The organism is Bacteroides sp. 44_46 (genome assembly GCF_001915465.1).
GTDB lineage: Bacteria > Bacteroidota > Bacteroidia > Bacteroidales > Bacteroidaceae > Bacteroides > Bacteroides clarus.
Genome location: NZ_MNQO01000017.1, coordinates 1 through 26,091 on the forward strand (window position 1 = coordinate 1; position 26,091 = coordinate 26,091).

The following is a 26,091-nucleotide window of genomic DNA, read 5'->3' on the forward strand; positions in this document are numbered from 1 at the left end:
AAAAACTTTTAAGCATATACTCCAAATATTTTCGGAAGTTTTTTTTAAAATTCTTTTCTCATTCAAAACAACTCTCTTGCGAAAGGAAGAACTAAGAAAGAAAAGAATCCAAAAAGCTCTTTTCTTTGCGAGTCGGACTGCAAAGATAAAGATAAAAATCAATAAACTCCAAACAATTTCAGATATTTATTTTTCATTTCTATCTAATCTTCAGCACTCATGCGCTTTTGTTTCAGAATGTCAATCTATCGCTGCTCTCGTTCTCGAAAGCGGATGCAAAAGTAGAGGATTTTAATATACCGACCAAATATATCTTTCACTTTTTCCTAATATTTTTGAAACTTTTTTGTAACTGACTGATTAGTAAAGATGTTGTAGAGCATATACTTTTAAAAGTGTTATACCTACCGACAAAATAGGTACATTATATATATACGTGCGCGCGAAAGCGGCTTCCTACTTCCATTATTTACTGTCCAAAGCAATGAGAATCATAATACACATATTTGGCGTTTAAGAATAAAAGCACTAATTTTACTTTTAAATAAAAACCGTATGAGATACAAAAAGATTATAGAACTATTACCAGCTTGCGCATTACTCTCTTTGCTATCGAGCGCAAACGGCGCATGCAGCAGCGGACAGGCAAGTAACAAACAAGAGAAAGTAGTCGTAACAGATACGATAACCGCTTTCGCATTACCCACAATCCCCACAATGCTGAATACTCCGGAATTGCGTGCCGATTATCTGGCGCGCCATTACTGGGATAATGTAAATTTCACCGACACCAATTACATACACCATCCCGAAGTGACGGAGCAAGCATGGGTAAACTTCATTGATATCCTGCGACTGGTACCCGCTTCAACAGGGGATACAGCCTTGAAAACCTTGTTTGCACAAGCTGAAAAAGAGAAAAAATGCTATATGTACCTGACTTCCCTTGCGGACAAATATCTATACGATCCAAACTCGCCGATGCGTAATGAAGAATTGTATATATCCGTGCTGGATGCCATGCTAAAATCTTCCGTCATGGATGACACAGAGAAAATTCGTCCGAAAGCCCGGCGGGAACTGGCGCAGAAAAACCGTGTAGGTACAAAAGCGCTGGATTTTACCTATACGCTCGCCAATGGCCAGCAGGGCAACTTGTACAATATCAAAGCTCCTTACACATTGTTATTTATCAATAATCCCGGTTGCCACGCTTGCGGTGAAACGATAGAAGCGTTGAAACACAGTCCTTCCATTCACCAAGCCACTGCACAAAGCCGGATGAAAATTCTGTCCATTTATCCCGATGCGGATTTGGCGGAATGGCGAAGACATCTATCGGATTTTCCTGTGGAATGGATTAACGGTTATGACAAGAAACAGACAATCGAGCAAAACAATCTTTACGACTTAAAAGCCATCCCAACCCTGTATCTACTGGATAAGGATAAAACTGTATTGCTGAAAGACGTTACAACCAAAGAAATAGAGGAATACTTGCAGAATATTCAGTGAACAGTTTCGGCATAGCGAGTTTCAAGGAGATAAACGGGTTTTTCAGAGAGAACCTCGCCCTTTATAAAAAAGAATAATATTCTCCGTCATTCATTCAGAGCGCAGCGAAGAGTCTTTTCCCTATCACAAAGGAGTGGATTCTTCGCTGCGCTCTGAATGAATGACGGAGAACACGGTGTTTAATCCGTACATTATTCTATAATTTTTGCATCTTCGATGTCGTCATCATCGGCCTTACTGCCGGTAACCGGTGCTTTAGGACGGAGACGAGTGAACTTGAACCAGTTTATCAGTTCCGAAACCGCATAAACCAAACTGGTGATTCCGATAATAATAAACGCCGTAGAGCGTACTCCCGTAGGATTGAACAGGGCAATCAATCCGGCAAGCAATATCAGTACCGGAACAACGTAGAATCCGCCCGGCACAGGTGTCCATCTGCGGGCAGCCGAAAGCGAAGCTATCTGCTGCACACCGCCCATTACAAGGATAAAGCCCAGCACGAACGTCAGCAAATCGGCAAAAAAGCCCGGCATAATAACCAGCCACAATCCGAACAGCAAGCTGCCTATCCCCTCGATAGGAAAACGGCGGCGCACCTCGGCACTCTGAGCGTAATATCCTATAATACTGATGAGCGAAGGCACAAGGAAAATGACACCGATCGTTATCACAAAATAATCACCGGCCTGGTCGGGAAACATCACCAACACCAGGCCTATTACCAGCGCGCACACGGCGCGCAAGAATGAATAACTTAATCCTTTCATGAGTTTTTGATTTTTTGCGAAGATACATTATTTATCTGAACAACCCCGCATGATAATACCGAAAAATCAGTTCACATTGAGCCAGGCGTTCAAGTCTTCGGCTATAAAAAGCCAATATAGCAATAAGACAATGGCAATAATCGCGCCTACGGCAATCAAATGTTTTCGCTTCATAGTTTGTTCCTTTCTTTTTAATAGTAAATAATAGCTGTTATCCGCTATAAAGAACAAAATTTTAAGAAAAATGTTCTTATACGAAAAAAAAGTAAGATTTGTTTTGGCGATTAAAACAATGTGCTTATATTTGCCCCGGTTAAAATAAAAAAAGACAATGAAAACAATGTTCGTAAATACATATTGGTGGTGGCACCCGTTACAACTCCGGCAGTCGTAAGGGAGCAGTGCTCGTATGTATATATGTAATATATGATAGATATAAAAAGAGCCCTGTCGCACCAAGCGACGGGGCTTTTTTCGTTTAAGCGATGTACATCTCCCCCCTATCAAATCAATGGTAAAATGATAAATAATAAAAAAGACAATAATATGGCGAGTTTCTTAGTTGACAAAGAAGGCTATTACGGAGAATTCGGCGGGGCATACGTTCCCGAGATACTCCACAGATGTGTAGAGGAGTTGCAGAACACCTATCTCGACGTTCTGCAAAGTGAGGATTTCAAGCGGGAGTACGACCAGTTGCTGCGCGACTACGTAGGGCGTCCTTCTCCGCTGTATCAGGCCAAACGCCTGTCGGAGAAGTACGGTTGCAGGATTTATCTGAAACGGGAAGACCTGAACCACACCGGCGCGCACAAAATCAACAACACCATCGGCCAGATTTTGCTGGCGCGCCGCATGGGCAAGCACCGCATCATCGCCGAGACAGGAGCGGGACAGCACGGCGTCGCCACTGCCACCGTCTGCGCATTGATGAATATGGAGTGCATCGTATATATGGGCAAGACCGATGTGGAGCGTCAGCACATCAACGTAGAGAAAATGAAGATGCTGGGAGCAACCGTAGTCCCCGTAACCAGCGGCAACATGACCTTGAAAGACGCCACCAACGAGGCCATACGCGACTGGTGCTGCCACCCTGCCGACACCTATTACATCATCGGCTCCACCGTAGGCCCGCATCCCTATCCCGATATGGTGGCACGCCTGCAATCGGTTATCAGCGAAGAGATTAAGAAGCAGCTCATGGAAAAGGAAGGGCGCGATTGTCCGGACTATCTCATAGCCTGCGTAGGCGGCGGAAGCAATGCCGCCGGAACCATTTACCACTATGTCGACGACGAACGCGCGCAGATAGTTCTCGCCGAAGCCGGCGGTAAAGGAGTGGAAACGGGCATGACGGCCGCCACCATCGCCCTCGGCAAACTGGGCATCATTCATGGAGCGCGCACCTACGTCATCCAGAACGAGGACGGGCAGATTGAGGAACCTTACTCCATCTCCGCCGGACTGGATTATCCGGGCATAGGTCCCATGCACGCCAACCTTGCCGCACGGAAACGCGCCATCGTACTCTCCGTAAATGACGACGAGGCTATCCGCGCCGCTTACGAACTGACAAAGCTCGAAGGCATCATCCCCGCATTAGAAAGCGCCCACGCCCTCGGCGCCTTGGAGAAACTGAACTTCAAGCCCGACGATGTGGTGGTACTGACCGTTTCGGGACGGGGGGACAAGGATGTGGAAACGTATTTAAGTTATGAGTTATGAGTTATAAGTTATGAGGGTTTGTGATATAAACTGACTGTTACAACTTACTGTTACAACTTACTGCTACTACTTACTGTTACTACTTACTCAATAAAGGAAGCAATGAAACAATATAATTATCAAACGGTCAGCCGTACAGTGCTTGGCGACCTGCATACTCCCGTAAGCACTTATCTGAAAGTGCGCGACATCTTTCCTCAAAGCGCACTCATGGAGAGTTCCGACTATCATGGCAGCGAGAACAACCGTTCTTTCATCGGGCTTTGTCCGGTGGCAAGCGTCAGCATAGACCACGGAACCGCCGTATTCCGCCTGCCCGACGGCACACGCGAGGAACATCCCGTTACCGGAGAGTACCGTGCGGAGAATGCTCTGCGGGACTTTCTCAACCGCTTTCATGTGGAAGGCGAGTACAGCGACTATTGCGGGCTGTACGGCTACACCTCTTTCAACGCCGTACGCTATTTCGAGAACATCCCCGTAAAGGACAGCCGCGAAGCCACCAACGATGCGCCGGATATGCTATACATATTATACAAGTATCTCATCGTTTTCAACGACTTCAAGAACGAGATGCTGTTGCTGGAAATGCTGGCTCCCGGCGGGAAAAGCGAGCTGGACAAAGTACGGAAAGCCATTCACAACCGCAATTATACCGTTTACGACTTCCGTGCCGTAGGCGAAACGACCTCTCCGCTGACGGACGAGGAGCACAAAGCCAACATCCGCCAAGGAATAGCCCACTGCATGCGGGGTGATGTTTTCCAGATAGTCCTCTCCCGCCGCTTCGAGCAACGTTTCACAGGCGACGATTTCAAGCTCTATCGCGCTCTGCGCAGCATCAACCCCTCTCCCTACCTGTTTTACTTTGACTTCGGCGGTTTCCGTATCTTCGGCTCATCGCCCGAAACGCACTGCCGCATCGAAGGACGCCATGCCTATATAGACCCCATTGCCGGCACTACCAAGCGCACCGGCGACCCGGAGCAGGATGCCGTAAACGCCCGTTACCTGCACGACGACCCGAAAGAAAACGCGGAGCACGTGATGCTGGTAGACCTCGCCCGCAACGACCTCAGCCGCAACTGCCACGACGTGAAAGTGGATTTCTACAAGGAGATGCAATATTACAGCCACGTCATTCACCTCGTGAGCCGCGTCAGCGGTACGCTGAACAGCGAAGCCGATCCTATCAAGGCGTTCATCGACACCTTCCCCGCCGGAACATTGAGCGGTGCGCCGAAAGTACGCGCCATGCAGCTCATCAGCGAACTGGAACCGCATAATCGTGGCGCCTACGGCGGTTGCATCGGGTTCATCGGTCTGAACGGCAGTCTGAATCAGGCCATCACCATCCGTACATTCGTCAGCCGCAACGGGGTACTGTGGTTCCAGGCAGGCGGCGGCATCGTAGCCAAAAGCAATGACGAATACGAACTGCAAGAAGTGAACAACAAACTGGGAGCATTGAAGAAGGCGATTGTAATGGCGGAGAGAATGAAAGAAATGAAGAATGAGGATGAAGTATGAAGAATAAAGGATGAAGATTTTGAAAGATATGGAAATGAAAATAGTAATCATAGACAATTACGACTCTTTCACCTACAACCTTGCGCATCTGGTGAAAGAACTCGGAGCAACGGTGGATGTGTTGCGCAACGACCGATTCAAAATGGACGAACTGGAGAAATATGATAAGATTCTTCTTTCTCCCGGCCCCGGTGTGCCCGAAGAAGCGGGATTGTTGCCGGATGTCATACGTACCTATTCCGGAAAGAAACCGATATTGGGAGTGTGCCTGGGAGAGCAGGCTATCGGACAGGTATTCGGCGGGAGATTAGTCAATCTCAGCAAGGTGTTTCACGGCGTACAAACCGATATACGGCTGACAGAACCGGATTACATTTTCCGGGGACTGCCTGAGAAAATACCTGTGGGGCGCTACCATTCTTGGGTAGTGGATACGGAAGGACTGCCTGCAACGCTTGCCGTTACAGCCGTCAGTCCCGAAGGGCAGATTATGGCGTTGAAACACCGGAAGTACGACGTCCACGGCATTCAGTTTCATCCGGAATCCGTGTTGACGCCGGACGGAAAGCAGATTATGAAAAATTGGCTGGACGGTGACGGAAAGGACGGAATAAACGGCGCAGCTTATGAAGGTAAATGACACAGTTCACGAGGATGCAGCGCAGACCTCATAAGGTACAAGCGGCCTCATAAGCACAGGTGCACATTGCGTGAAAAACAAGCGCACACTGCATGAAAGCCAAGCAAGCACTTCGCAAGAACCGAGCAAGCACTTCGTAAGAACCGAGCAGGCACTTCGTGAGAGCCGACCGCCCACCTCATGAAAGCCGACCGCGCACCTCACAAGAGCCGGGCAGGCATTTCACGGAAGTGAAGCAAGCGCCTCACGAGAACAAAAAAGCGTTACTCGGAAACATATTCGATTACTGATATCAGCACTCATGCTTAGCCATACATCAACTATAAACTTTTTAATCACTGACTTAAACAGATGAAAACAATATTAACCCGCCTCTTCAATCACGAAGAGCTCACCGCAGAGGAGTCCAGACAAATCCTGCTCAACATCAGCCGGGGGATGTATCCCGAGGCGCAGATAGCAGCGTTACTCACTGTTTTTCAGATGCGCGGCATCACAGTAGACGAACTGACAGGCTTTCGCGAAGCACTTATGGAGACACGAGTCCCGATAGACTTCGCGCCCTATCGCCCCATTGACATCGTAGGTACGGGCGGTGACGGAAAGAACACGTTCAACATCTCCACCTGCGCCTGCTTCATTGTGGCGGGAGCGGGTTACAAAGTGGCCAAGCACGGCAATTACGGCGCTACTTCCGTCAGCGGGGCAAGCAACGTAATAGAGCAGCATGGCGTGCGCTTCACCAATAATCCCGACATCCTGAAGCGCAGCATGGAAGAATGCAACATTGCCTACCTGCACGCCCAACTGTTCAATCCGGCAATGAAAACCGTCGGTTCTGTGCGCAAAGCGTTGGGAGTACGGACGCTGTTCAACCTGCTGGGCCCGCTGGTGAATCCGTGCAAACCCGCTTATCAGCTGCTGGGTGTGGCAGACCTCTCGCAGATGCGTCTCTACACAAATGTTTTCTACAAGCTCGGTATCGACTTTGCCGTCGTCAACAGCCTGGACAATTACGATGAAATCTCGCTGACCGATGAATTCAAGGTAATGACACGCAATTATGAGCGTATCTATCGTCCGCAAGCTCTCGGTTTCAGCGCGGTACGTCCCGAAGAGCTTTCCGGCGGAGCATGTAAGGAAGACGCGGCACGCATCTTCGACAATGTCCTGAACAACCGTGCGGAAGCTGCCCAGACGCAATGTGTCATTGTCAATGCCGCCTTTGCCATTCAGGTCATGGAACCGGAAAAGGAGATTGAAGAATGCATCGCCATAGCCCGCGAATCACTGGAAAGCGGACTGGCGTTGAAGACATTGAAAAAGTTTATAGAAATAAGTAAAGGTTGAAAATCAAGTTATGCTATACTGTCATTCAGAGAGAAGCGAAGCATCTCTTCCCTTTGTGAATACAAGTCTTTATGTGAATGTCAAGAAGAGAGAAGATTCTTCGCTCTGAATGACAGATAGGATTAACCGATTATACGCATTTACTTAAACAGCGCCATATCACCCCCAACCCATAACTTATAACTCATAACTTATAACTCACCCCTCCCCTCCTATGGATATTCTATCTGAAATAACAGACCACAAACGAATCGAAGTGGAATTGCAGAAACAGGCTGTTTCACCCGAACAGTTGCGCGAGCAAGTGCGCGACCTAATGGAAAATTCCCCTGCCCCACGCCGCAGCATGAAACGTGCGCTGGCTTCCTCACCCGCGGGAATCATTGCCGAGTTCAAGCGGCGCTCGCCCTCGAAGGGCTGGATATACGAGACGGCCAAAGCCGACGAAATACCAGCCGCATACGAGGCGGCAGGCGCTTCCGCCATCTCCATCCTTACGGATGCGAAATTCTTCGGCGGTTCGTTGCGGGACATCCGTACGGCACGTCCGCTGGTCGACATTCCTATCTTGAGAAAAGACTTCATCATCGACGAATACCAACTGCTGCAAGCACGTATCGCAGGCGCGGACGCCGTATTGCTCATCGCCGCCTGTCTGACGCAGGAAGAATGCGCCGACCTCACCGCCCGGGCGCACGCCCTGGGACTGGAAGTGCTGCTCGAAATCCACAGCCCCCGCGAACTTGCTTATATAAGTAAGGATGTGGACATGGTAGGCATCAACAACCGTAACCTCGGCACATTCGTCACCGATGTGGAGAACTCGTTCCGCATAGCCGGACAGCTCCGGCAGACGATAGCCGATGCCCGTAACGTTCCCGACGCCCAAGACTCTTCCGATACCCCCCGAAACCTGCCGCTACTTGTTTCGGAAAGCGGTATTTCGCACCCCGAAACCATCTGCCGCCTGCGCACCGCCGGTTTCCGAGGCTTCCTTATCGGAGAAACCTTTATGAAAACCCCGCAGCCGGGAGACGCGCTGAAAGGCTTCATACAAGGCATCGAGGAAACCGAAGCACAGAAATCTTTGTGAGCAATGAATAATGAATCGTAAATATAGTAAACAGTAACTCCCATGGCTTCTCTTATTATCAAAGTATGTGGTATGACCGAAGCGGAAAACATCCGCAATGTAGAGCAACTGGACGTAGATATGATAGGTTTCATCTTCTACCCCAAGTCTCCCCGTTGCCTGTGCGAAATGCCGACATACCTGCCTGTGCACGCAAAGCGTGTCGGCGTCTTCGTAAACGAAAACAAGGACGATATCCTGATGTACACCGACCGTTTTGCGCTGGATTATATCCAGCTCCACGGCAACGAATCGCCCGAGTACTGCCGTTCTTTATGCAACAACGGCCTGCATCTCATCAAGGCTTTCTCCATCGCGCACCCCAAGGATTTGGCGGCCGTCTCCGCCTACAAGGGATTATGCGACTATTACCTGTTTGACACCAAAACGCCACAGTATGGCGGTTCCGGCAATCAGTTCGACTGGAACCTGCTGCTTCGATACACCGGAATGACACCCTTTCTGCTCAGCGGCGGCATCAACCCTTACAGCGTCAAAGCAATCAGGGAGTTCCATCACCCCAAACTGGCCGGCATCGACATCAACAGCCGCTTCGAAACGGCTCCGGGCAAAAAAGACGTGGAACGCATCGGAAAATTCCTTCAGGAAATAAGAGGCGGCGAACCTGCCGGCAAGTAGCACCGCTACCCGCCGATAACGTAACAGACAACAATAAATCCATAATAACGAACTCACTATGAACCGTATCAACCAACTTTTCCAGAACAGCCCCCAAAACCTGCTGTCTATCTACTTTTGTGCCGGCTGCCCCACGCTCGACGGCACAGCCGATGTTATCCGCACGCTCGAAAAGAACGGAGTGGATATGATAGAAATCGGCATCCCCTTCAGCGACCCCATGGCAGACGGTATCGTCATTCAGGATGCCGCCACCCGCGCCCTGCGCAACGGAATGTCTCTCCGCATCCTCTTTGACCAGCTGCGTGACATCCGCCGCGATGTCCGCATACCGCTGATATTGATGGGATATCTCAATCCTATCCTGCACTTCGGCTTTGAAGCCTTCTGCCGGAAATGTACGGAATGTGGCATCGACGGCGTCATCATCCCCGACCTGCCCTTCAGGGAATACGAGGCGAACTATAAGGCCGTCGCGCAAAAGTACGACATCCGCATCATCATGCTCATCACCCCCGAAACCAGCGAAAAGCGCGTCCGCGAGATAGATGCCCACACCGACGGATTCATTTATATGGTGTCGTCGGCAGCCACCACCGGCGCGCAAAAGGATTTCGACACCCGGAAACAAGCCTACTTCAAGAAGATTCAGGACATGAACCTGCGCAATCCGCGTATGGTAGGTTTCGGCATCAGCAATAAACAGACATTCGATGCCGCCTGCTCCCATTCGTCCGGAGCCATCATCGGAAGCCGCTTCGTCACTCTGCTCAACGAATATAAAGGAGATGCCGGAAAATCCGTCGCGCACCTGAAAGAGGACTTGGAGCAAGGATGATAAAAGGGTTATTACTTTATCATTACCACCTTATCACTTTTTTTCCTATCTTTGTGCCCGAAAAAGAAGAAAAACGAGATATTTATGAAAGCAGATTACCCTTCCGTTCTCTTAATTTACACAGGCGGAACTATCGGAATGATAGAAAACCCGGAAACCGGCGCACTGGAAAATTTCAATTTCGACCACCTGCTCAAGCATGTCCCCGAATTGAAACGCTTCAACTACCGTATCTCGTCCTATCAGTTCGACCCGCCCATCGACTCCTCTGATATGGAACCTTCTCTGTGGGCCAAGATTGTCGAAATCATAAATGATAACTACGATAACTTTGACGGCTTTGTCATCCTGCACGGCACCGACACGATGGCGTATACGGCATCGGCGCTCAGCTTCATGCTCGAAAACCTCGCGAAGCCGGTTATCCTTACCGGTTCGCAGCTGCCTATCGGAACCTTGCGCACGGACGGAAAGGAAAATCTGATTACTTCCATCGAAATAGCCGCCGCCAAGCATCCCGACGGCACCGCCATCGTTCCCGAAGTATGCATCTTCTTCGAGAACGAACTGATGCGGGGCAACCGGACAACCAAAATCAATGCCGAAAATTTCAACGCTTTCCGCTCCTTCAACTATCCCGCCCTGGCAAAAGCAGGCATCCATATCCGCTACAACGAGCACAGCATCCGTCGCCCCGACCCTGCACGGCCGATGAAACCGCATTATCTCTTCGACACCAACGTCGTAGTCCTCACCCTGTTTCCGGGCATTCAGGAAAGCATCATCAATTCCGTACTGCACGTTCCGGGGTTGAAAGCGGTGGTTCTCAAGACATTCGGTTCCGGCAACGCTCCCCAAAAGGAGTGGTTCATCCGGCAACTAAAGGATGCCACAGAGCGCGGCATCGTCATCGTCAACATCACCCAGTGCCAAAGCGGCGGCGTAGAGATGGGGCGTTACGAAACCGGCCTGCATCTTCTTCAAGCCGGCGTTATCAGCGGCTACGACAGTACGCCCGAGTGCGCCGTTACAAAGCTCATGTTCCTGCTCGGACACGGGCTGGACCAGACAGAAATTCGTCACCGGATGAATTCGGATTTAGCAGGGGAAATTACAAAAGAGTAATTTCCTCTTTTTTTCTTCTCCCCCCTTCTGACTTTTTCCCTCACCCGCTCTGGATAGTATTTACAAGTTTTCAAGACCGGCAAATGGCCGGATTTAACAAAATATCCACCCTATTTTATCAAAAAAGACAATATTTACAACTAATAATCCGAATAATATGGCTATTTTTGCGGCGTAAACGAACTGAAAGTTGATTATTTTACTCAAGAAGCAAACAAAACATCAGAAATTTTTATAGATTGGCTTATGAAATTATTCTACCGTTTTTCAGTTATGGCAGCCATAGCCGGAACTTTGGCGTTTGCCGGTTGCACGGATGATGTGTACGATCCTGAAAGGGGGATTCAGACGGAACCGAAAGAAAATCCGTTAGGAGAAGATTTCGCCGCCCCTGACGGTTTTAACTGGTCTATGATTAACACCGTAAATCTGAACGTCGAGGTAAACGACGAGTTTGACGGTCGATACAAGTACCTTATCGAAGTATTCACCGCCAACCCGATATCCGATGTAAGCGCCGCGCCTATCGCAGTGGGTACCGCCGATAAGGACGGAAACTACAACGCGGAAATCAACGTCTCCAAAGCAACCGCGAGACTGTTCATCCGTCAGACCGACCCAAAGCAGCGCAAGGAAGTCTACGAATACGACATTCCCGAAAACGGCGGAGCATTGGAGTGTAAGTTATACAGCGTTTCAACCGGCACAAAAACAAGAGCGGCAAGCAGAGTTACAGCCAATTCCAACCCGGCAGCCGAAGCAGCCCGAGCAGCCGGCATAACGGAAATCGCCGATAAGGAATATAAAGAAGCGGAAGTCATCCCCGCCGTCCCGGGCACATCGGACGGCTATATCTCCGACAATCCTTGGGATGAAGGCGTACTGGCCGACGGCGCCGAGTATATTATAGGAAAGGAATACACTTCAGCTTCTCCCTACCTTGTGCAGCTAAGAACAAACAGAGGCAGGGCAACCGTATTCGTACAAGGTGTTTGGAAACTAAGCGATAATCATTCAAACCTCGATATATACGTAATGAACGGCGGTAAAATCATCGCCAACGCCCTTACCGTCGGCAACAACAATACCCTCACCCTGCAAAGCGGCGGCAGCCTCGAATGTACCTCTCTCAAATTAGGATGCCCCACCAAGAATTTCGGAAGCATCAAGGTCGGCAAAGAGCTGAGCATGAATCTCGGAAGCCGCCCGGAATTATTTAACGCGGGGAACATCGAAGCAGACGATGAAATCACTATCAACGGCAGCAACGTCATCAATCACGGCACATTAAGCGCCCATGAATTCAACTTCGTAAATGCCCGGATACTGAACAAGGCGGATTTAACCAGCGCCACCGATATAGACCTCAACGGCAGTCAGCTATTCAATTACGGCAATATCAGCTTCGACGAAGCGGACGGTGAAATAGAAACCAACAACTCCACCGCAACCGCCATCGTCAACCACAATGAAGCCCGCATCAGCGGTCATGAAATAGAAGGCGGCCTGTCCGTCTACAACGACGGTTTCATCGAAACATCCAAATTCACGAACTCGTCATCCGATGTTCTATACAACAGTTGCACCGTCATCGTCAAAAAGGAATTCAAGTTCAGAAACGTGACATTAAACAAAGGCTCCATCACTGCCGGCCGTGCTGACGAAACCGACACCGAATGGCTGCCCGTACCCGAAATAGAAACCCTGAGCAATGCCAGGTTCACGCTGACAGACGGCTCCATGATTAAAGCCAAAGAGTTCAGAGTAAAACGCGGCGACGTCATTTTCCGGGCGGTGAACGTCACCAACGACGACAAGTCGATGATTAAGGCCGGAACAATTAAATTCGAGCAACCCTCTACCGTCCAATTGTTAAGCAACAATCTGGTCATAGAAGGAAAGATAGAAGGCCCCGACCGGTATCGCCCGTTTAAAAAGAACGAAAGCGTCAATACCGGTTATGACGAATCCAAATACACCATCGAGACTTGCGGCGGCATCTACGACGAAGGCAACAAAGGCGAAGAAGAGAAAAACCCCGACTTCCCCATCGAAATCGAAGACAGCGACGTATACACTTTCGCCTTCGAGGACAACTGGCCTGTATACGGTGACTTTGACATGAACGACCTCGTAATCGTAATGTCCAGAAAAGAGCTGCAAGTAGACAAAAACGGCATCGTGACCCGCCTCAGAATGACCCTCGAATTACGCGCGACAGGCGCCACCAAGACATTGGGAGCAGGCATCCGCTTCACCAAATTCCCCCGAAACATGAAGCCCGATAAATTCAGAATCGGCGGTGAGGACGTATCATTCGAGGAGCGGCAAAGCATCCCCACCTATATCCTCTTCGGTGACGCGCGCACCGAATTGTGGGGCGGCCGATACACCGACACGGAGAAACGCATCAACACCATTGTCGGCGGCCCATTCAAAAAGGACACCAAGGAATACAACATTATCATGGAAATTCCCGCCTCTGCCAACGTGAAACCGGAAGACCTGAATATCAACCACATCGATATCTTTGCCATCACAGCTCCCGCCACAGCCAAAGGAAAGCGCACGGAAGTGCACATAGCGGGCTTCGCTCCGACCGACTTGGGCGGCACTCATTACTTCAACAGCGGTAACGACGGCTCATCCGCCGCCGAAAACAGGTACTATCTCAGCCAAGAGAACCTTGCCTGGGCGGTCGTGATTCCCCAAGAGTTCGCATGGCCTGCGGAGAACAAGAAAGTCACGATGGTATACGATAAGTTCCGGTCGTGGATTACCACCGGCGGACAACAAGACAACGACTGGTACCGATCGCACAACCAAGACGTATATCCTATTGAAAATCTGACTCCGCTCAATAAAGACTAAAGTACACCGATATACACATTCTCACGTTTTTTCTCACTTCGTCGTTAAAGTAGGTTAACAAGTCTTCATTGTTATTAGCAGTCGGACGAGTTTAATAAAAAATAATAGTTACTTTTGTTATTGCATAGCAAACAAACAAAGCAACAGCGCTATAATAAACAGAGCAATGAAAAAAATCTTATTGGTTGATGACAAAGCCACCATAGGCCGCGTACTCAAGATCTATTTAGGGACAGAATACGACCTGGAATATTTTGAAAACCCCTTAAAGGCCCTTGAGTGGCTTAACGAAGGCAATATTCCCGACCTTATCATCTCCGACATCCACATGCCCCATATGCGTGGCAACGAATTCCTGTACTATCTGAAAGGAAACGAGCTGTTCAGGCACATCCCCGTAGTAATGCTCTCCAGTGAGGAAAGCACCGTCGAGCGCATCCAGTTGCTCGAAGCCGGGGCGGCGGATTACATACTCAAGCCATTCAACCCGCTGGAACTCAGGGCACGCATCAAGAAATACATCTAAAAAAGCAGCAAGGAAGATATGTTATATTATATCTACATAGGAAACGGCCAAACCGCCATCGACCATCTGAGCAAGGTTACGGATGGCATGTTCGTTACTGTTTCCTGCGCCGATAAAGCGGCCGTCATCATAGACGGCATCCGCGAACGGTATAACACATCCATCCTTTACGAGCAAACCGACCCCGAAAAGGACTGCCTCGACATCGCCTGCCTTCACAAGAGATTTCCACGCGTCTACATCACCCTTATCACCGAAGGATTGCAGGCAGAAGAGCGCAAGGCCTATCTGCTGGCAGGCGTCAGCAACACACTGCCGCCGCAGGCCGACGCAGAGAGCATCCGCAGCATGACCCGGTTCCTGCAGATACGCCAAAAGCATAAAATGCAGGAATTCAGCCGTACCCACCGGAAGATGCTCAACACGTTTCACCTGCCCGCATGGAAACGCGCGTTCGACGTATTATTCGCCGCATGCGCATTGGTACTCCTTTCTCCGCTGCTCATCGGCACAGCCGTCGCCATCCGTCTAGAGAGCAAAGGCAAGGTCATTTACAAGTCGCAACGTGTAGGCAGTAATTACCGGATATTCAACTTCCTGAAATTCCGTTCCATGTACACCGATGCGGACAAACGGCTGAAAGAGCTCAACGCCCTCAACCAGTACAAGCTGGAAGAAGAAATAGCGGACTGCACTCCCGACATCCGTTTCGACGAGCTTACAGGCTCCCCCGACGAAGAAGCCGACCTGCTGATTTCGGACGATTTCATCATACCGGAGAAAGATTTTTTGAAACAAAAAGCCCAATCCAAAGAAAGCCCGTTTGTCAAGATAGAGAACGACCCGCGCGTCACACGCATCGGCCGTTTCATCCGCAAATACAGCATCGACGAGCTTCCACAGCTATTCAACGTTCTAAAGGGCGACATGAGCATCGTAGGCAACCGCCCTCTCCCGCTCTACGAAGCCGAGCTGCTGACCAGCGACGCATACATAGACCGCTTCATGGCGCCTTCCGGACTGACCGGGCTTTGGCAAGTGAAAAAACGCGGCGGAGCCGGCAAGATGTCGGCGGAAGAACGGAAACAGCTCGATATCAAATACGCGCAGGAATTCAGTTTCCTGCTGGACATGAAGATACTTCTCAGGACGTTCACCGCTTTTGTACAGAAAGAAAACGTGTAATCATTAAAACCAAAAACAAGACAGACGAATGATAAAAGCCCGTACATATACCTTATTATATCTCTGTGCAGTTACACTTATTCTGTTTCTGTCACCCCTGCCTGCCGGCGCCCAGAAAGACATGACGCGTGAAGAGCGAATCAAAATCCTGGAAGCGTTGAAAGAGAGCGACGCCATTCTGGAAAAGAGCATCTCGGGAGACAACCTGCCGGAGACGCGGCACTACATAGAAGGCTTCGAGCTGCCGCCCCTTTCCGTATTCATGGATGCCGTGATAGAAAACGCCACCGTAAAACGGGCGCAGTCCCAGGTAGAGCAGGTAAAGAACCAGTACCGCATAGAAAAAAGGAACTGGTGGAACTACTTCCGGCTGAACGGGAACTACGCCTACGGGCGTTACAACGTGCTGAACGACAACAGCGACTCCTTCACCGACTGGTATCAGTCCACCACAGCCAGCTCCCGCCACACCTTCAACGTAGGCGCCAGCTTCAGCGTAGGCCTCGGCGATTTGTTCAACCGCCCGCTCCGGCTGAAAAACTATCGTTACAACATCGAACAACTCCAATACACGCAGGAAGAAGTGATGGAAGAACGGCGGCTCAAAGTGCTGGAAGCCTATAACAATGTGACGGCGCAACTGGCAACCATCAAAGCCAAAGCGGAGAATGCCGCCCTCTACAACGCCCAGATGAAAATCTCGGAGAACAATTTCATACAAGGCAAAATAGACATCATCTCGCTGTCATTGGAGCGCGCGCGCCGTTCCGGGGCGGTGACTTCCTATGCCGAGGCGCGCGTCTCGCTGCATAACGCCATCATTTTACTCGAGATGCTGACCAACGTAAAAATAATCAAAGGGAAATAAAGTCTTATGGATATAGTACAGTTTATAGCCCAATTCTTTTACCGCATCCGTTACTGGCTGTTGTGGGGCGGATTCATCGTCACCGTGCTGGTGGCGTACTTCACCCAGTTCCTGCCATTCAGCTATACTGTAAACAGCAATATCTACGCCGGCGTCACCAACGTCACCAACATCGACGGCAGCAAGGTCGAGAACATCAGCAGTACGTTCGACAATCTCATCAACATCGCCAAGTCCAAAAGCACCCTGGAGCAAGTCTCGCTCCGCCTGCTGGCCACCAACCTTGTGTATGGCGAGGAGTGGCAAGACAATATGTACATCCAGGCAAAGCACTACCGCCAACTCCTGCAAAGAACTCCCAAAGAAGTGCTGGCTCTGGTAGACCGTTCCTCGTTGGAGAAGACCGTCGGGAACCTGCAAAAATACCGTCAGGAAAGCGCCGCGAACTTCGTATATTCCATGTTCAGCCGTCCCACGGAGTTTTACGGCTTCGAGGCGCTCGACCAAATCATCGTAAAGCGTCTGGGCACGAGCGACCTGATAAGCTTCACCTACACAAGTCCCGACCCGGGCATCACCCAAAACACCATCCGGATTTTAGAGGACGAGCTTATCAAGGCATACGAAATACTCCGTTTCAGCGCCACCAACAGCGCCATCGCTTACTTTGAGGAGCAAGTGAGGCTCGCCAAAATCAACCTCAACAAAGAAGAAGACAACCTGATGCGCTATAACGTAGAACATTCGGTAATCAACTACGACAACCAGAGCAAGGAGCTAGCCATCACCAAATACGACCTGGACGACCGCGAGGAACTCGCCCTGCGCACCTACCAGAGCGCTGTGGCGCTCCGCCGGATGCTGGAAGACAAAATGGACATCCGCGCCAAGATAATCCGCGACAACACCAAGCTGCTCAAAGAGCTTGAGAAAGTAACGGAACTGAACCAGAACATTCTGGAGCAGGAAATCTTCTCGACGGACACGGAGCTGAAAGACAACAGGCAGTTGCAGCAAAACAAAACCGATTTACGGAACTCCGAAGACAGAATCAGCCATATTTCCGACAACCTCAACGAATACAATTTCACCAAAGAAGGGGTCGGCATCGATAATATGGTAACGGAATGGCTGGTGGCGTGCATCAACGAGGCCAAGGCGCAGGCCGAGCTGAAAGTCCTTCGCGAGCGCCGGAACGACATCCTGAACCAATACCGGGAATTCGCCCCCGTGGGCACGCAGGTCAACCGCAAGGAGCGCGCCATCGGCATAGCCGAGGACACCTACCGCGAACAGCTCCGCGGCCTGTCCGAAGCGCGGCTCCGCCTGCAAAACATCAAAATGACCACCGCCAACCTGCAAATCATCGCCCCGCCCGAGTTCCCGCTCACCGACAACGGGCGCAAGCGCATGCTCTACATCGTGGCAGCCCTGATAGGCAGTTTGATATTCATCACTTTCTACTTCCTCATCATCGAGCTAATAGACCGTACGCTCCGTGACGCCGAACGCAGCCACCGCCTTAGCGGCCTGCCCGTCATCGCCGCGTTCAACGGTATCAGCAACCTGAAATTCCGGGGATTCCTGAAAGTATGCAACCGCCGTGCCGCCGCCTACTCCTGCCACCGGCTCAACAAATACCTGGCAACAGGCCGTCCCACCGTCATCAACCTGCTCAGCATGGAAGAACGGGAAGGCAAGAGCTTCCTGGCCAAATACTTTGCCGACCATTGGGCGTCCGAGGGGCTCCGCACCCGTATCGTAAGGCACGGCGTCGATTTTGAAACCAACGACAAGAAATACATCCGGGCGCAGCGGCTATCCGACTTCTGGGAGTTGAACTCCGCCGAGCAGATACCCGATATCATCCTCGTGGAATACCCGTCCGTAAGCAGCTCCAGCCTGCCTCTGGCCGTGCTGAAACAGGCCGATTTCAACCTGCTCATAGCCAATGCCTGCCGTTTGTGGGGTAAGAACGACGACATCAACCTGAAATCCATCAAAGAAATGCTGGGTGACACCCCATTATCGCTTTACCTCAACAATGCCGACCGTGAAGTCGTGGAATCATTCACCGGCGAATTACCGCCCAAGACACCACTCCACAGCTTCGTCAGCCGATTGTCGCAACTGGGACTGACCGCCAAAAAAGCCGCCGTAAAATGAGCATCAAGCGAAGTTACATATCATCTCCCACCCTCACCTTTGCCATACTCTGCATCGGGTTAGGCTGCATCGTGGCGGCCACCCTGCGGCAAAATCTGGCGATAGCGGCACTGGTGGCCGTGCTGCCCGCCCTCTTATGCATCCTGATTTTGCATCTCCGCAAGCCGGAACGCTTCATCTTCCTGCTGTTCATCTTCAATTACTTCTTCACCCCGCTGGCCCGTTACAGCCGGCAGGACGGACTCAGCGTACTGTCGGACGTCATCTGGTGGAGCGTACTGCTTATCATCATCATCCAGACCGCGCTGCGCTACCGTTTCCCCTGGAAGCAGGCCGCCAACATCCTCACCATAGGGGGCGCGGCGCTGGCGGTATACTGCCTGATGGAAGTCGTCAACCCCACCGCGTCCCTGGAAGCGTGGATTTATTCCAGAGGATTCATTTACAACACGTTCCTCGTCTCCTTAATCACGGTGCTGCTGGCAACGTCCTACAAGCAAATCGGCCGGCTGATGTTCCTGTTCTCCCTACTGACGCTCATCGCCATACTGAAAGGCTTCTGGCAGAAATTCATCGGGTTCGACGCCATCGAGTACGATGTCCTGATGGAAAGCGGCATGTACAAGACGCACCTGCTGCCCCAAATCACCCGCTATTTCTCTATTTTCACCGATGCGGGCAATTACGGTTCCAACATGGGATTCACCTGCGTACTGTTCGGCATCACCGGCCTGTTCAGCAAGAAACCCGGCCTGAAAACATATTACCTCTGCGTCTCCGCGCTTTCACTGTACTCCATGTTCACTACGGGCACCCGGGGAGCCATCGTGGTGCCTCTGGGCGGCCTGCTGCTCTTCGCGCTTATCAGTAAAAACATCAGGCTGATGAGCGCCGCCACGGTGGGGGGAATATGCATCTACGTCTTCTTCGCGTTTACATACGCGGGCGAGAGCAACTACATGATACGGCGTATGCGCACGGCGTTCCGTCCGAATAAAGACGCGTCCTATCTGGTAAGAAAACAAAACAGGCAAAAGCTGGCGGAATACCTCAGGGACAAGCCCTTCGGCGAAGGTCTCGGCCTGGGCGGCGTGGAAGCCCGGAGATTCGGCAACAGACTGACCACCACCATCCCCAACGACTCCACCTACGTCAAGATATGGACGGAAACGGGCATCGTAGGCATCATCCTCTACCTGCTGATTTACGCGGGCAGCCTGCTGTGGGGATGCTACTACATCATGTTCAAGGTGAGGAACGACGAGCTGCGCCACCTGCTCACCGCGCTTGCCTGCGGCGTATTCGGCATGATGCTCAGCGCATACGGGAACGCGTTTTTCACCCAGTTCCCCACCGGTATCATGATGATTATGTTCCTGGGCATACTGATGAACGGGAAATATATAGACGAACGTCTGACGATTGAAAAACAACAAGCATTATTAACCGCAACTAAAAAAGATTCGACGCTATGATGTCCGATATTTTTAACATATTCAGTATAGACTGGTGGATGGATGAGAACAACAACGCGTTACAAATGACAGATTCCGTCCTGTTCCTGCTGCTGGCCATTCCGGTGGCCTACCTGCTTCTTTGCGCGCTCTTCTCGCTCGGAAAGTACAGGAACCCCTACCCGGCGGCAGCCGTACAGCACCGTTTCCTGGTGCTTTTCACGGTGTTGCGCAACGGAAAAGAGGTGATTGAATCCATCAACCGCTTTCTGGACACCCAGCAATACCCGCGCGACAAGTACGACGTGGCCGTAGCGGCCACCCAACTGCCCGAAGAAGACCTTATCACCCTGCTGCAAATGCCCGTAAACATCGTAGTGCCCGACAAGGAGTACTGCACCAAGGTCTACGCCATCCAGCAGGTGATGGAACGCTATGCTCCCGACGAATACGACATGATTGTGCTCTTCAATTCCGACAACCACATCGTGCCGAACGCCCTCAGCCTGTTCAACGACGCCTACTACTCCGGCTGCGACTCCATCCAGGCGCACCGCATGGCGGAGAACCTGAACACCAGCATCGCCGTCCTCAATGCCACCAGCGAGGAAATCAACAACAATCTTTTCCGTCTGGCGCACACCCGCATGGGCTTTTCCTCGGCTCTCATCGGTTCGGCCATGGCGTTCGATTTCGCCATGTTCCACGAACGCGCTCCCAAGTTGAAAGGCTCCGACATAAGCAAGGCGATGGAAACCGCCCTGCTGGAGCAGAACATCTACACCGAATACCTGGCGGAAGTGGTGTGTTACAGCAAGAAAGAGGACAATGCCGACGGCTACCAGACACAGCGCATCAGCTGGATACGCGCGCAGTACACCAGCACATTCTTCGCGCTGAGGTATCTCCCGCTGGTGCTGCTGAAAGGCGAATGGGACTACGCCCTCAAACTGTTCCAGTGGCTGATGCCTTCCCGTTTCCTGCTTATCGCGCTGGTGCTGCTGTGCACCGCGGGCGTCACCCTGCTGGACTGGACGCTGGCTCCCAAGTGGTACGTGCTGTTTGCCGCGCTTATCCTCGCTTTCCTCATGGCGCTGCCCGAAGGAGAGGCCAGCCGCCGTCTCCGCAAGGCCATCTGGGCGCTCCCGGTGCTTATGTTCACAGCCGTATTCAGTCATATCAAACGGTTCTTCCATAAAAAGAGATAAGGAGCGCACAACATGAAGATAGCCATAGAAGCCCAACGGATTTTCCGTCCCGACAAGCACGGCATGGATTTCGTAGCGCTGGAGACCATCCGCGAATTGCAGAAGCGGAACGACGGCAACGAATATTACATCATCGTCGCTCCGGGCGCCGACCGTTGCCTGGAAGAATCCGCCAACCTCTCCATCGTGGAAGTGGCGTGCCCCACCTACCCGCTTTGGGAGCAGACAGCTCTGCCGCTGGCGGTGAAACGCCTGGGCGCCGACCTGCTGCACTGCACGTCCAATACAGCCCCGCTATACTGTCCGGTTCCGCTGGTGCTGACACTTCACGACATCATCTATCTGGAGCCCCGCCTGCACCGCAGCCCCTCGCTCTATCAGGAAATGGGGTGGCACTACCGCCGCCTCACCGTGCCCCGGATTCTGAAGAAATGCCGGAAAATCATCACCGTCTCGCACTTTGAGCGCAACCGCATCCGCGAAGCCCTGAACATCCCCGCAGACCGCATCACGACCATCTACAACGGCTGCAACAAGCATTTCCGCCCGATGGACGACATAGACATGCAGGTAGTAAACCGCTATATCCCCCAAAAAGACTTCCTGTTCTTCCTGGGCAACACAGACCCCAAGAAGAACGCCGCGCGGGTGCTGAAAGCCTACCGCCTCTATCTGGAACAGTCGTCCGTAAAGCGTCCGCTGCTCATCGCCGACCTCACAGAAAGCCGCATAGACAGCCTGCTTCAGCAGGAAGGCATCGGCAACGCCCTGAAACAGCACCTCTACTATCCGGGCTACATCCGCAACGCCGACCTCGCCACGCTGTATAACGCCGCGTTCGCCTTCCTCTACCCCTCGCTGCGCGAGAGTTTCGGCATCCCGCTGGTGGAAGCCATGGCCTGCGGCACTCCCGTCATTACGGGAAACACCTCTTCCATGCCCGAAGTGGGCGGCCCCGGCATACTGGCCATAGACCCCTGCCGGCCGGAAGAGATAGCCCGCGCGGTGCTGCGTCTCGAAAACGAGGACACGCTCTACCGGCGGCAGCGGGAATACGGACTGCTGCGCGCCCGGCAATTCTCGTGGGAAAAGACGGCCGACGAGCTGATTCAAGTATATCGTTCCCTATTCAAATAACCGCCGCCCCATGAAAATCCTTTTCCTCGTCTTCTACGGATTCCAAGAGTACAACGGTATCAGCAAGAAAATCGGCTACCAGGCGGACGCCCTCAGGCAATGCGGGGCGGATGTCCGCGTCTGCCGCTACGAGGTCGCCGGCGACGGCAGCCGTAAGTGGATGACAGACGAAGAAGTGCTCGCCGATTTGGGCAAGGGAATACCCGCCAAGCTCAAAAAGCGGCTGTCGTTCGCCCCCATCCTGCGATACGTCCGCCGGGAAGGCATCCGGTGCGTCTATATCCGTTCCTACCACAACGCCAACCCCTTCACCATACACTTCGTGAGGACGCTGAAAAAGCAAGGCGTCGGCGTACTGCTGGAGATACCCACATACCCCTACGACCACGAATACGCTTCCGTCAGGGAGAAAGCGCAACTGTATACGGACAAACTGTTCCGCCGCGCCTTCTGCAAGTACGTCGATTTCATCGTCACCTTCTCCGACGACGAGCGCATATTCGGCCGCCCCACCATCCGCATATCCAACGGAATAGATTTCGACCGCATCCCCCTGCGCTCCCCCCGGCACGGCACAGCCGGAGAGCTGAACCTGATAGGAGTTGCCGAAATCCACTTCTGGCACGGCTTCGACCGCCTGCTGAAAGGTCTGGGAGAGTATTACAGCGGCCATCCCGAATATAAAGTCCGCTTCCACCTGGTAGGCAAACCGAGCGGCAGGCGCGAAGCGGAAGAAATCGCGGCGCCCATCCGCCGCTACCGCCTGCAACCGTTCGTCACCCTGTACGGAGCAAAGCACGGCGAGGAGCTGGACGCGCTTTTCAACCGGGCGGACTTCGCCGTAGGCAGCCTGGCACGGCATCGCAGCGGCATATACAACATCAAGACGCTGAAAAACAGGGAATACGCGGCGCGCGGATTCGGTTTCGTCTACTCCGAGACGGACGACGACTTCGACCGCATGCCCTACACGTTCAAAGTCCCCGCCGACGACAGCCCCGTCAGCATCCCCGCCCTGATAGAGTTTTACCAAAGCATGACCGTGACGCCGCCGGAAATAAGAGATTCCATCCGCCACCTCTCCTGGCGGGAACAGATGAAGAAAGTATATGAACATATCGTACGAATGAAAAAATAGAACGCCATGCCCGAAGTCTCCGTCATCATCCCCATATACAACACCGCCGCCTACCTGCGCAAGGCGCTGGACAGCATTTGCGACCAGACCCTGAAAGAGCTGGAGATAATCCTCATTGACGACGGCTCCACCGACGGAAGCCGCGGCATCATCGAAGAATACGCGGAACGCGACGTGCGGATACGGTGGCACGCGCAGCCCAACCAAGGTCAGGGAGTGGCGCGCAACACCGCCCTGGCGCTTGCCACGGGCAGGTATATATACTTCATGGACAGCGACGACCTGTTGGGCAGGGACGCCCTGCGGCACTGCCACGAAGAGTGCGAGCGGCACAAGCTGGACTTCGCTTTCTTCGATGCCGAAACCATCCTGGAAGACCGCCACACGCCGAACCTCTACGATTACCGCAGAAAAGGCATCGTGGATGAAAACAAGCTGTGGAACGGCATCGAGCTGTTGGACTTCGAGATAAATCACCGCAAGCTGCTTATCTCGCCGTGCCTGTTCTTCACAAGACGCTCCTTTCTGGAACGATGCTTCAAGGGATTCCCCTCAGGAATTATCCACGAAGACCATGCCTTCGCGATGGATGTGCTGCTGAACGCCCGTCGGGCGCGCTATATAGCGCAACCCTACTTCAAGCGCAGGGTGCGGGGCAGCTCCACCATGACCGGCCGCTTCGGAATGCGCAACATCGAGGGATACACCGCCGTATGCACCCGGATGCGCGCGCTCGGAGAGGAACGCCCCGAATGGAAAGCGGTTATCGGCAAATACCTGTCCTACACCCTGAACGATGTAATCTGGGCGGGACACCGGATGTCGCTGCTCGAAAAAGTGGAAACCGCCTGCCGCTTCAGACGCCTGCGGCTCGGAAAGTACGTCAGTTTCAGGAACTGGGCTGTGTTCTGGCTGAAAAAGAAATAGGAAAAGACCATGAAAGCGCTTGTCTCCATCATCACCGTCAACTACAACGGGCTGCGCGACACCTGCGAAATGATAGACTCCTTCCGCAGCCGCGAAACCTATCCGCGATACGAAATCATCGTTGTGGACAACGGCTCGCGCCTGCCCGAGGCGGAAGAGATACAGGAACGATACAGGGACAACCCCGTGCCGGGCGGTTCCTTATCAGGCAGCCCCGTCTCCTTTCCCCCCGTCAAAGTGGTGCGGAACATCAACAACGGCTTTGCCGGCGGCAACAATGCCGGACTGAAAGCGGCCGAAGGCGATTACCTCTTTTTCATCAACAACGACACCCTCATCAAAGAGCCGGTACTGGATGCGCTGGTGCGGCGCATAGAGAGCGATTCGCCACGCAACGGCGGCGTGTCGCCCATGCTGAAGTTCGCCGCCCGCCCGGACACCCTGCAATACGCGGGCTTCACCCCCCTGAGCCCCGTCACCCTGCGCAACGCGGCCATAGGCTTTATGCAGCAAGACAGCCCCCGCTTCCGCATCCCCCGCGAAACCGCCTCGCTGCATGGAGCCGCCATGATGGTAAGCCGGCGGGCGTTACAGGACGCAGGCACCATGAGCGAGGTCTATTTCCTGTTTTACGAGGAGCTGGACTGGTCGGCACAGCTCCGGAAAGCCGGCTACCGCCTGTGGTACGAGCCCGCCGCCGTGGTCTACCACAAGGAAGGCATGACGGCGAGGCGGGGCAGCCCGACACGCGAATTCTACCTGTCGCGCGCACGCATGCTGTTCGCCCGCCGCAACCTGCGGGGCATCGGCAAATACCTGTCGTGCGCCTACCTCTGCATCCTCGCCGCCCCCAAAAAGGCGGCCGTGTACCTGCTGCACGGACAGGTCGCGCTGGCCAAAGCCACGATATGCGGCACCTGCGAAGGGATATATAAAAATATCCGAACCGCCTGACATTCCGAAAGAAGTGCTACCTTTGCAGGCGTTAATTTTTTAGTATTTGAGTATGAAAAAATTTTTAAGGTAACCATAACGCTGAACAACAAAGCGTTTTGGGTATTCGAGGGAGAAACCAAGTACACGATGAAAGAGCTGGTTATCGCCGAAATCATCAAGCTGATAATCTTCCGGACATTCAGGTCGGACACGAAAGCCAGTTACAGGGCAAGCGCCGAACTGATTCCCGCCGGACACCGCATCGAAGTCGTGAAACAAGTAAGGGAAAAGGAGAAAGAGTAGAAAAATCCCGGAATTATACATCTTTTAACCTACTCACGGTTTCCAAGCATTTTCAAACCGTATTACACTGCAACACAACAGCATGAGCGTATATAGACCGTAGTA

23 protein-coding genes are annotated in these 26,091 nt (G+C 52.2%); 22 read left to right on the forward strand and 1 reads right to left on the reverse strand.

The genetic code is table 11. The features are described from left to right. Both BHV73_RS08735 and BHV73_RS08740 read left to right on the forward strand, forming a co-directional pair. Positions 1–295: hypothetical protein (locus BHV73_RS08735; RefSeq protein WP_353681450.1), on the forward strand; the 295-nt coding region annotated here is incomplete at its 5' end. A gap of 260 nt (positions 296–555) precedes the next feature. Continuing rightward, on the forward strand, positions 556–1,515 hold the full coding sequence (locus BHV73_RS08740) for a DUF5106 domain-containing protein (RefSeq protein ID WP_009123384.1): 960 nt from the start codon (positions 556–558) through the stop codon (positions 1,513–1,515). A gap of 191 nt (positions 1,516–1,706) precedes the next feature. Here BHV73_RS08740 and BHV73_RS08745 read toward each other — a convergent pair whose 3' ends face one another. After that, positions 1,707–2,285: an HdeD family acid-resistance protein gene (locus BHV73_RS08745; protein ID WP_087413220.1), complete on the reverse strand. Its 579-nt coding sequence runs from the start codon at positions 2,283–2,285 to the stop codon at positions 1,707–1,709. A 546-nt stretch (positions 2,286–2,831) separates the two neighbouring features. Here BHV73_RS08745 and trpB point away from each other — a divergent pair. From trpB to BHV73_RS08850, 20 genes are all read left to right on the forward strand, one after another. Further along, positions 2,832–4,013 carry a tryptophan synthase subunit beta gene (trpB, locus tag BHV73_RS08750; protein WP_039951228.1) on the forward strand — a complete coding sequence of 394 codons (1,182 nt, stop codon included), beginning with the start codon at positions 2,832–2,834 and terminating at the stop codon, positions 4,011–4,013. A gap of 102 nt (positions 4,014–4,115) precedes the next feature. Next, positions 4,116–5,543, forward strand: a complete 1,428-nt coding sequence (locus BHV73_RS08755) for an anthranilate synthase component I family protein (protein WP_039951224.1) — start codon at positions 4,116–4,118, stop codon at positions 5,541–5,543. Positions 5,544–5,577: 34 nt separating this feature from the next. Continuing rightward, positions 5,578–6,183: an anthranilate synthase component II gene (locus tag BHV73_RS08760; protein WP_129618204.1), complete on the forward strand. Its 606-nt coding sequence runs from the start codon at positions 5,578–5,580 to the stop codon at positions 6,181–6,183. A 351-nt stretch (positions 6,184–6,534) separates the two neighbouring features. Then, positions 6,535–7,533, forward strand: a complete 999-nt coding sequence (gene trpD / locus BHV73_RS08765) for an anthranilate phosphoribosyltransferase (RefSeq protein ID WP_286737978.1) — start codon at positions 6,535–6,537, stop codon at positions 7,531–7,533. Between the two features lie 214 nt (positions 7,534–7,747). Next, on the forward strand, positions 7,748–8,626 hold the full coding sequence (gene trpC, locus BHV73_RS08770; RefSeq protein ID WP_286737979.1) for an indole-3-glycerol phosphate synthase TrpC: 879 nt from the start codon (positions 7,748–7,750) through the stop codon (positions 8,624–8,626). 42 nt (positions 8,627–8,668) lie between these two features. After that, on the forward strand, positions 8,669–9,304 hold the full coding sequence (locus BHV73_RS08775) for a phosphoribosylanthranilate isomerase (protein WP_286737981.1): 636 nt from the start codon (positions 8,669–8,671) through the stop codon (positions 9,302–9,304). A gap of 58 nt (positions 9,305–9,362) precedes the next feature. Then, positions 9,363–10,142, forward strand: a complete 780-nt coding sequence (gene trpA / locus BHV73_RS08780; protein WP_286737983.1) for a tryptophan synthase subunit alpha — start codon at positions 9,363–9,365, stop codon at positions 10,140–10,142. A gap of 84 nt (positions 10,143–10,226) precedes the next feature. Continuing rightward, complete coding sequence (locus BHV73_RS08785; RefSeq protein WP_009123373.1) at positions 10,227–11,267, forward strand: asparaginase; 1,041 nt, start codon at positions 10,227–10,229, stop codon at positions 11,265–11,267. A gap of 246 nt (positions 11,268–11,513) precedes the next feature. Continuing rightward, on the forward strand, positions 11,514–14,138 hold the full coding sequence (locus BHV73_RS08790) for an LruC domain-containing protein (RefSeq protein ID WP_286737985.1): 2,625 nt from the start codon (positions 11,514–11,516) through the stop codon (positions 14,136–14,138). Between the two features lie 166 nt (positions 14,139–14,304). Beyond that, positions 14,305–14,664, forward strand: coding sequence for a response regulator (locus tag BHV73_RS08795; protein WP_009123371.1), 360 nt, complete (start codon positions 14,305–14,307; stop codon positions 14,662–14,664). An 18-nt stretch (positions 14,665–14,682) separates the two neighbouring features. Beyond that, entirely contained in the window at positions 14,683–15,849 is a 1,167-nt protein-coding gene (locus BHV73_RS08800; protein WP_286737987.1) for a sugar transferase, read from the forward strand. Between the two features lie 28 nt (positions 15,850–15,877). Next, positions 15,878–16,717 carry a TolC family protein gene (locus BHV73_RS08805; protein ID WP_022218440.1) on the forward strand — a complete coding sequence of 280 codons (840 nt, stop codon included), beginning with the start codon at positions 15,878–15,880 and terminating at the stop codon, positions 16,715–16,717. A gap of 6 nt (positions 16,718–16,723) precedes the next feature. Further along, a complete protein-coding gene (locus tag BHV73_RS08810; protein WP_087413216.1) occupies positions 16,724–18,883 on the forward strand; it encodes a GumC family protein in 2,160 nt (719 codons plus the stop codon). Continuing rightward, complete coding sequence (locus BHV73_RS08820; RefSeq protein WP_148360295.1) at positions 18,880–20,358, forward strand: O-antigen ligase family protein; 1,479 nt, start codon at positions 18,880–18,882, stop codon at positions 20,356–20,358. Before BHV73_RS08810 ends, BHV73_RS08820 begins: the two co-directional genes overlap by 4 nt. Further along, positions 20,355–21,545: a glycosyltransferase family 2 protein gene (locus tag BHV73_RS08825; protein ID WP_022218437.1), complete on the forward strand. Its 1,191-nt coding sequence runs from the start codon at positions 20,355–20,357 to the stop codon at positions 21,543–21,545. The genes BHV73_RS08820 and BHV73_RS08825 overlap by 4 nt, the downstream gene beginning before the upstream one ends. A 12-nt stretch (positions 21,546–21,557) precedes the next feature. Continuing rightward, on the forward strand, positions 21,558–22,682 hold the full coding sequence (locus tag BHV73_RS08830) for a glycosyltransferase family 4 protein (RefSeq protein WP_087413215.1): 1,125 nt from the start codon (positions 21,558–21,560) through the stop codon (positions 22,680–22,682). A gap of 10 nt (positions 22,683–22,692) precedes the next feature. Further along, entirely contained in the window at positions 22,693–23,820 is a 1,128-nt protein-coding gene (locus BHV73_RS08835) for a glycosyltransferase family protein (RefSeq protein ID WP_009123363.1), read from the forward strand. Positions 23,821–23,826: 6 nt separating this feature from the next. After that, the gene (locus BHV73_RS08840; RefSeq protein WP_286737991.1) at positions 23,827–24,747 is read left to right on the forward strand and encodes a glycosyltransferase; all 921 of its coding nucleotides are present in this window, start codon (positions 23,827–23,829) and stop codon (positions 24,745–24,747) included. A 9-nt stretch (positions 24,748–24,756) separates the two neighbouring features. Further along, positions 24,757–25,701: a glycosyltransferase family 2 protein gene (locus tag BHV73_RS08845; protein ID WP_087413213.1), complete on the forward strand. Its 945-nt coding sequence runs from the start codon at positions 24,757–24,759 to the stop codon at positions 25,699–25,701. A 129-nt stretch (positions 25,702–25,830) separates the two neighbouring features. Then, positions 25,831–25,986, forward strand: coding sequence for a hypothetical protein (locus tag BHV73_RS08850; protein ID WP_009123360.1), 156 nt, complete (start codon positions 25,831–25,833; stop codon positions 25,984–25,986). The last annotated feature ends 105 nt before the right edge of the window (positions 25,987–26,091 follow it).

Excerpts from the sequence above, each read along its gene's own strand:
- trpD (WP_286737978.1), top strand. The coding sequence starts at position 6,535 with ATGAAAACAATATTAACCCGCCTCTTCAATCACGAAGAGCTCACCGCA.
- BHV73_RS08775 (WP_286737981.1), top strand. The coding sequence starts at position 8,669 with ATGGCTTCTCTTATTATCAAAGTATGTGGTATGACCGAAGCGGAAAAC.
- BHV73_RS08825 (WP_022218437.1), top strand. The coding sequence starts at position 20,355 with ATGATGTCCGATATTTTTAACATATTCAGTATAGACTGGTGGATGGAT.
- BHV73_RS08755 (WP_039951224.1), top strand. The coding sequence starts at position 4,116 with ATGAAACAATATAATTATCAAACGGTCAGCCGTACAGTGCTTGGCGAC.
- BHV73_RS08810 (WP_087413216.1), top strand. The coding sequence starts at position 16,724 with ATGGATATAGTACAGTTTATAGCCCAATTCTTTTACCGCATCCGTTAC.
- BHV73_RS08850 (WP_009123360.1), top strand. The coding sequence starts at position 25,831 with ATGAAAGAGCTGGTTATCGCCGAAATCATCAAGCTGATAATCTTCCGG.
- BHV73_RS08795 (WP_009123371.1), top strand. The coding sequence starts at position 14,305 with ATGAAAAAAATCTTATTGGTTGATGACAAAGCCACCATAGGCCGCGTA.
- BHV73_RS08840 (WP_286737991.1), top strand. The coding sequence starts at position 23,827 with ATGCCCGAAGTCTCCGTCATCATCCCCATATACAACACCGCCGCCTAC.
- BHV73_RS08845 (WP_087413213.1), top strand. The coding sequence starts at position 24,757 with ATGAAAGCGCTTGTCTCCATCATCACCGTCAACTACAACGGGCTGCGC.
- BHV73_RS08745 (WP_087413220.1), bottom strand. The coding sequence starts at position 2,285 with ATGAAAGGATTAAGTTATTCATTCTTGCGCGCCGTGTGCGCGCTGGTA.
- BHV73_RS08820 (WP_148360295.1), top strand. The coding sequence starts at position 18,880 with ATGAGCATCAAGCGAAGTTACATATCATCTCCCACCCTCACCTTTGCC.
- BHV73_RS08740 (WP_009123384.1), top strand. The coding sequence starts at position 556 with ATGAGATACAAAAAGATTATAGAACTATTACCAGCTTGCGCATTACTC.
- BHV73_RS08785 (WP_009123373.1), top strand. The coding sequence starts at position 10,227 with ATGAAAGCAGATTACCCTTCCGTTCTCTTAATTTACACAGGCGGAACT.
- BHV73_RS08800 (WP_286737987.1), top strand. The coding sequence starts at position 14,683 with ATGTTATATTATATCTACATAGGAAACGGCCAAACCGCCATCGACCAT.
- trpB (WP_039951228.1), top strand. The coding sequence starts at position 2,832 with ATGGCGAGTTTCTTAGTTGACAAAGAAGGCTATTACGGAGAATTCGGC.
- BHV73_RS08835 (WP_009123363.1), top strand. The coding sequence starts at position 22,693 with ATGAAAATCCTTTTCCTCGTCTTCTACGGATTCCAAGAGTACAACGGT.
- trpA (WP_286737983.1), top strand. The coding sequence starts at position 9,363 with ATGAACCGTATCAACCAACTTTTCCAGAACAGCCCCCAAAACCTGCTG.
- trpC (WP_286737979.1), top strand. The coding sequence starts at position 7,748 with ATGGATATTCTATCTGAAATAACAGACCACAAACGAATCGAAGTGGAA.
- BHV73_RS08790 (WP_286737985.1), top strand. The coding sequence starts at position 11,514 with ATGAAATTATTCTACCGTTTTTCAGTTATGGCAGCCATAGCCGGAACT.
- BHV73_RS08805 (WP_022218440.1), top strand. The coding sequence starts at position 15,878 with ATGATAAAAGCCCGTACATATACCTTATTATATCTCTGTGCAGTTACA.
- BHV73_RS08760 (WP_129618204.1), top strand. The coding sequence starts at position 5,578 with ATGAAAATAGTAATCATAGACAATTACGACTCTTTCACCTACAACCTT.
- BHV73_RS08830 (WP_087413215.1), top strand. The coding sequence starts at position 21,558 with ATGAAGATAGCCATAGAAGCCCAACGGATTTTCCGTCCCGACAAGCAC.